The sequence below is a fragment of the Bradyrhizobium jicamae genome, assembly GCF_001440395.1.
Classification (GTDB): Bacteria; Pseudomonadota; Alphaproteobacteria; order Rhizobiales; family Xanthobacteraceae; genus Bradyrhizobium; species Bradyrhizobium jicamae.
In genome coordinates, this window is sequence record NZ_LLXZ01000187.1 from 62,444 (window position 1) to 67,515 (window position 5,072).

General features: G+C 61.4%; 6 protein-coding genes and 1 tRNA gene. 1 reads left to right on the forward strand and 6 read right to left on the reverse strand.

The window, feature by feature from the left end:
* The 5 genes from CQ12_RS31835 to CQ12_RS31855 all read right to left on the reverse strand — a co-directional run.
* Window positions 1-1,605 (reverse strand): ABC transporter substrate-binding protein (locus CQ12_RS31835; RefSeq protein WP_245310252.1); only part of this gene is annotated, 1,605 nt, incomplete at its 3' end.
* A 277-nt stretch (window positions 1,606-1,882) separates the two neighbouring features.
* Window positions 1,883-2,260 (reverse strand): YbaN family protein, encoded by a 378-nt coding sequence (locus CQ12_RS31840; protein WP_057839234.1) that lies wholly within the window; start codon window positions 2,258-2,260, stop codon window positions 1,883-1,885.
* 130 nt (window positions 2,261-2,390) lie between these two features.
* The gene (locus tag CQ12_RS31845; RefSeq protein ID WP_057839235.1) at window positions 2,391-2,849 is read right to left on the reverse strand and encodes an ATP-binding protein; all 459 of its coding nucleotides are present in this window, start codon (window positions 2,847-2,849) and stop codon (window positions 2,391-2,393) included.
* 178 nt (window positions 2,850-3,027) lie between these two features.
* Window positions 3,028-3,101 (reverse strand) — tRNA-Gly (locus CQ12_RS31850).
* Window positions 3,102-3,408: 307 nt separating this feature from the next.
* Window positions 3,409-3,606, reverse strand: coding sequence for a hypothetical protein (locus tag CQ12_RS31855; protein ID WP_057839236.1), 198 nt, complete (start codon window positions 3,604-3,606; stop codon window positions 3,409-3,411).
* 205 nt (window positions 3,607-3,811) lie between these two features.
* On the opposite strand from CQ12_RS31855, the gene CQ12_RS31860 reads away from it, so the two are divergent.
* The gene (locus CQ12_RS31860) at window positions 3,812-4,207 is read left to right on the forward strand and encodes a YciI family protein (RefSeq protein ID WP_057839242.1); all 396 of its coding nucleotides are present in this window, start codon (window positions 3,812-3,814) and stop codon (window positions 4,205-4,207) included.
* Window positions 4,208-4,276: 69 nt separating this feature from the next.
* Here CQ12_RS31860 and CQ12_RS31865 read toward each other — a convergent pair whose 3' ends face one another.
* The gene (locus CQ12_RS31865; RefSeq protein WP_057839237.1) at window positions 4,277-4,678 is read right to left on the reverse strand and encodes a hypothetical protein; all 402 of its coding nucleotides are present in this window, start codon (window positions 4,676-4,678) and stop codon (window positions 4,277-4,279) included.
* Between the last annotated feature and the right edge of the window lie 394 nt (window positions 4,679-5,072).

Consider the following 5,072-nt stretch of genomic DNA (forward strand, 5'->3'; position numbering starts at 1 on the left):
CCGTATGCTGGCGATCGTCCTGGGCGCGAGGACGTGCATTTCCTCGTTGAACATCTTCGCGACATAGACGAACTGGTTGCGGATGTCCTTGGCGAAGTCCTTGCGGTCGAGATAGGCCAGCGTGTCCTTGCGAACGATGCCGACGTCGACGCCGCGCAGCAGCAGGATGTCCGCCACCGCCTGAACCGATCCGCGGCCCATGACGGGCAGGATCCGCAGATGGGTGCCGTTGTCGAGCACGGACGCGAGATCCGCGCCGACCTGCGCATAGGTCGAGCCGAACGAACCCGTCATCAAGCTCACCGTGTTGGCGTTGAGCTGGTTGGCCAGATCACGCTTGGTGGCGGTGCCGTACTTGAAGATGGTCTTGAAGGATTCGCTGACGGTGCCCGGATCGATGCCGCTGCGCACCGGACCAAAGAACTGCCAGTGGCCGTTGGTGAAGCGCATCATCCGCATCTGCTCGATCGTCGCATGATCGGATGCGCTGGTGTTGATCAGGATGCCCGGCACCATCATCGGAATCTGCAGGCCCTTGATGGAACGGGCCTGCTTCATGATGTTCTCACGCGAGAAGTCGTCGCCGCAATTCTTCAGGACCTCGATAACGAGCCTGGAGTTCAAGTAGGCGTAGACGGCTTGGCCGTTTGCTTTGCTGACGCTCGGAACATAGCGCTCCATGAAGGAGCTCCATTCGCGGAACACCGCGGGCCCGGCGCCCTGCGCGTCCTCGCCCTCCAGGCGGTACATCGCCGACATGATTCCTTCGGCGTTTTCCACGCCCGCCGGCACCATCACCGATGATACCGATTCAGACACCGAGGCGAGGAAATGGATCGGCTTCCAGCCGAGCTCGGCATTTCGCTTGATCGCCATGGTAGCGAATTTCGGCGTCGTGAATTGCATGAAGACGTCGGCGCCCGAAGCCTTGAGCTTGGCGATCTGGGCGTCGATATTGGTGTCCGTCACCTTGTAGGGCGCCTCGGCCACGATCGGAATCTTGCCGCCGAGACCGTCCTTAACGCCCTTGAGGTAGTCCTTGCCGAAACCGTCGTCCTGATAGAGCACCGCGACCTTGCTGCGCGGATGGTTCTCCAGCAGATACTGCGAATAGATGTGGGCTTCGGTCTGGTAGCTGGGCAGGAAGCCCATGGTCCAGGGAAAATCACGCGGCTGGTCCCACATCGTCGCGCCCGAGGCGACGAACAGCTGCGGGATCTTCTTGGCGTTCAAATAGGGATGAACGGCCTGGCTGGTATTGGTGCCGAGGCTCGCCAGGATAAAGAGAACGTTGTCTTCCTCGACGAGCTTGCGGGTCGCCTCCATCGTCTTGGTCGGATTGTAGGCGTCGTCATAGGAAATGAAATTGATCTTGCGGCCCCTGATGCCACCCTCGGCGTTGACCTTCTCGAAATAGGCCGCCATCACCTTGCCGATCACGCCATAGGCGGAAGCCGGACCGGTATACGGCATGGTATTGCCGATCCGGATCTCGTTGGCGCCCGGGCTCGCCGCCACGCCCTGCCCGAAAGCCGGCGCCGCCATCGCGGCCACCATCAGCGCCGCAGCCGCCCCGCCCAAAGGCGCGGCGAAAAGCCGGCGCACGGCCCTGCCTGCCGGAGACCGGGATATTTGCTCGAATTGTCCACGTGAATCGATACCAGCCCGCATAGCGGCGCCCCCCTGTTGTATCCCCACAATGTATTTTTATTGTTTTTGTTTACGTGCTGCGCGTCGTGCGAGTGCAGCGTTTCAACCCTACTCGCCGACATTGTGTCTCAATCGGACTGATTTTGTGGCGAGTCCAGGCATTCCCGGCGGCATGGTTACCGCGTGCGTATCTCGACCGGGGAATGCACGGGATTGGCGTAACCCCAACCCGCTAGATCGAGGAATCCGGATCGGTCATCGCCGGACGCGACACGACGTAGCCGGCGCAGGCAAGGAACAGGAGCGCCACACCTGCGGCCAGGGGCAGCGATGGATCGACGCTGTACCAGAACACGACAAACCCGATCGTCATTCCCACGCAAGCCATGGCCTTGGCCGGCCGTGGGATGGCTCCCGCGGCACGCCAATCCCGCAGCGGTTTGCCGAGTGTCGGATGATCGAGCAGCCATGCCTCGAACCGCGGCGAAGAGCGCGCAAAGCACCACGCTGCCACGATCAGGAAAACCACCCCCGGCATCAGCGGCATCACGAGGCCAATCACGCCGAGCGCGACCATCACCCAACCGAAGGTGAAGTAGATGATCCGCATCAGCCCTGCCGCCCGCCTGTCTCTTTAAGCAAGGACCGCTCGCTTTCTCGCCTCCGAAGCGCCTTGTAGTGGACCCAAGCGAATTCACTGCCATCACTACTGCGCAGGAGCGTGAGTCGCATAACGTGGCTCAATGATCTAACTCAAGGGTGAAGTCGGCGCGCTGACGTGGCGAAAACTTTGCTTCGTACTCGACGAATTGTGTTTCGTATTCCTGGCGAAGTTTCGGCGCGCTGGCGTTGTCGACGTAGATCAGAAAGTGGGCATCCACGTTCATTGATGCCAGCTGCCGCAACACGGTTACACCTTCGACGATAACAGGCAGATTCCCCTGTAACCTGGTAGCGATGATGCGTGCAACTTCGTCGGCGCGATGCCTGTACCGGCCCTCACCTTCGAACAGGAATAGGTCTGTTTCGATTAGCGACACGTTGAACCACCAGGCAAGAAACCTACCGAGTGTCGTCTTGCCCGAACCTGGGCGACCGTCGATTGCGATTATCTTCGGCGGTAGATTATGGAGCACTGAAACGAGCGCCCGCACGACCGGCGCATATTCCTTATCGTGCCCGTTCTTGCTGGAGTCCATCGCTGCGTCCGAATCGAATTTGCGCTCTATCCGCAGTCAACCCATGGCCGCTGCACCTAGCGGCTTTTCTCTTTGCGGACTGTAAAAAATCCTCTTTTCCGAATCTGAAAGTGCACCCAGCGATGGCTGGTGACTTACGTTCACCTTCAGATAACGCACTGTCATCTTTGTGGAAATTTGGAGCGGGTGAAGGGAATCGAACCCTCGTATTCAGCTTGGAAGGCTGCTGCTCTACCATTGAGCTACACCCGCGTTGGCGATGACCTAACACGCCGTGTCGGCGGCCTCAACCCGCCCCGCCGGCCCTCTCCGGGCCCCTGTGCGGCCCGGTTCGACCCGGTTTCGCCCCCTTAACAGGGGCCGATTCGCTGCCTATATTGATGTTTCCATCAACAATGAAAGGAGGTGATCCAGTGTCTTATACCAAGCGCTGTCACCTCGCTGGGATCGCCCGCTAGGCCTGTTTGAGGGCTTGGCTCCGGGCGCTCTCAGGCCTGGACCAGCGAGCACAAGAGTTGGGCGCGGCGGGAACCATCCCGCCGCGCTTTTTATTTGCCGATCAGAAGCCGCAGGGATTGACGAAGCGCGGGCGCGGACCGCGGCGGTCTTCGACGATGCGCTCGCCGCCATTGATCGCCGAACTGCCGTAGTAACGGTGATGGCCGGTGACGTCGTGCCAATCGCCCGACAGCGACGATGACGGCGAGGCGCAGGACCTTGCGGCATCGCATATGATCGTGGCTGGCTTGCTTCGCATGACCGTCTCCGTGAATGGTGCGCGTTGGCTCGCGTTCTGCTCATCAGTCGTGGGCTTGCCAACGCACGTTCAAGGGGCAACGGATATATCGTGTTTCCGGACTGTTTCCTGGGGCCACTCGTTTGTCGGAATCGGCTGCGGCGAAACGTCCTCGGAAGGGCGGCCGATCCGGCCCACCAGATTCCGCCATGTGAAGGAGAAATCGATGCTCTACGCCATGCTGGCCTATCACGTCGAAGCCGAGGTCACGTCCTGGACCCCGCAGGAGGACGCGGCCCTGATGACCGAATTGCTGGCGGTACATGAGCGGTTGAACGCAAGGAAGTTGCTCGGGCCGGCGGCGCGGCTCGGCGGCACGGCGGAAGCCCGCACCTTGCGCGGTCCGGGCGCGGGAATGGTCATCGACGGGCCATTTGCCGAGACCAAGGAGCAGTTGCTGGGTCTGTACGTGCTCAATTGCGCCGACGAGGACGAAGCAATCGCGATTGCGCGCGACCTGCGCCGCGCCAATCCGTCCGCGGTCTACGAGATCCGCCCGATCAGGCTTTATCTCCCCGGCGAGGCGTTGCCGGAAACGTCGAACGAACCCGGTCAGGGCTGAGGCTTCGAGCCGGATGAAGAAGCCAACGCAGGACGGCGGCAACAGGCGCCGTCCTGCACTTTGCCTGCATCAATATCGATACTGATACTGCCCCGGGCAAACATACTGGCCGTAGCTGTCATAGTAGCAGCTGTTGTAGGCGCCGTAGGCGCCGTACGCGCCGTAAGCCGCAGCCGCGCCGACGGCGGCAGCACCAACGCCCCAACCCGGGCGATAATAGCGGCCATAGCCTGGATAACCCGCGATTGGACGGCCTGCTATCGGACGCCCCGCTATCGGCCGTCCAACACGTCCGGCATTAATGGCGCCGCCACGGAAGCCGCCGGCCGCCATGCCGCCGCCGTGAAATCCGCCCCCACCGCCACGGAAGCCGCCGCCGCCTCTCCCACCGCGGGCATAGGCGTCATCGGGAATAAGGGTTGCCGTGACCAGAACGAGTGCTGCAAGGGCAACGAGAATAGATCGGAGCATGACGTTCCCTCCCTGAGGTTGCCGAGCCCGGGAGCCTCTGCCGCTTGCGGCGTGTGAGGTTGATGTAGATCAACGCGGATGTTGCCAACGGGCGTGATCGGATGCGATTGGGCGATCACGCGTCAACTCGAATGGCGTTCTTGCCGAGCTTCGAGACTTGCGCGCATGCCAGCAGGCGGAAGTGATCGAGAATTCAGAACGGGCAACAGGACGACCGTTGCGTGGCTTGCCTAGGCGTAGCGCGCATATACAGCCCGCCTACGCCCTTTGGGCTTCGGCGCGGCAGCCTTCGCTACGATGGGGCTTGCCGAGCCGTAGCTCGCGGAGCGAGCGAAGGCTGGTGGGGAAGGAAGGACTCGAACCTTCGAAGCCATACGGCGGCTGATTTACAGTC

What these genes read in the sequence shown, in the direction of transcription:
- CQ12_RS31840 (WP_057839234.1), bottom strand. Translation starts at nt 2,260, where the DNA reads ATGCGGATCATCTACTTCACCTTCGGTTGGGTGATGGTCGCGCTCGGC.
- CQ12_RS31845 (WP_057839235.1), bottom strand. Translation starts at nt 2,849, where the DNA reads ATGGACTCCAGCAAGAACGGGCACGATAAGGAATATGCGCCGGTCGTG.
- CQ12_RS31855 (WP_057839236.1), bottom strand. Translation starts at nt 3,606, where the DNA reads ATGCGAAGCAAGCCAGCCACGATCATATGCGATGCCGCAAGGTCCTGC.
- CQ12_RS31860 (WP_057839242.1), top strand. Translation starts at nt 3,812, where the DNA reads ATGCTCTACGCCATGCTGGCCTATCACGTCGAAGCCGAGGTCACGTCC.
- CQ12_RS31865 (WP_057839237.1), bottom strand. Translation starts at nt 4,678, where the DNA reads ATGCTCCGATCTATTCTCGTTGCCCTTGCAGCACTCGTTCTGGTCACG.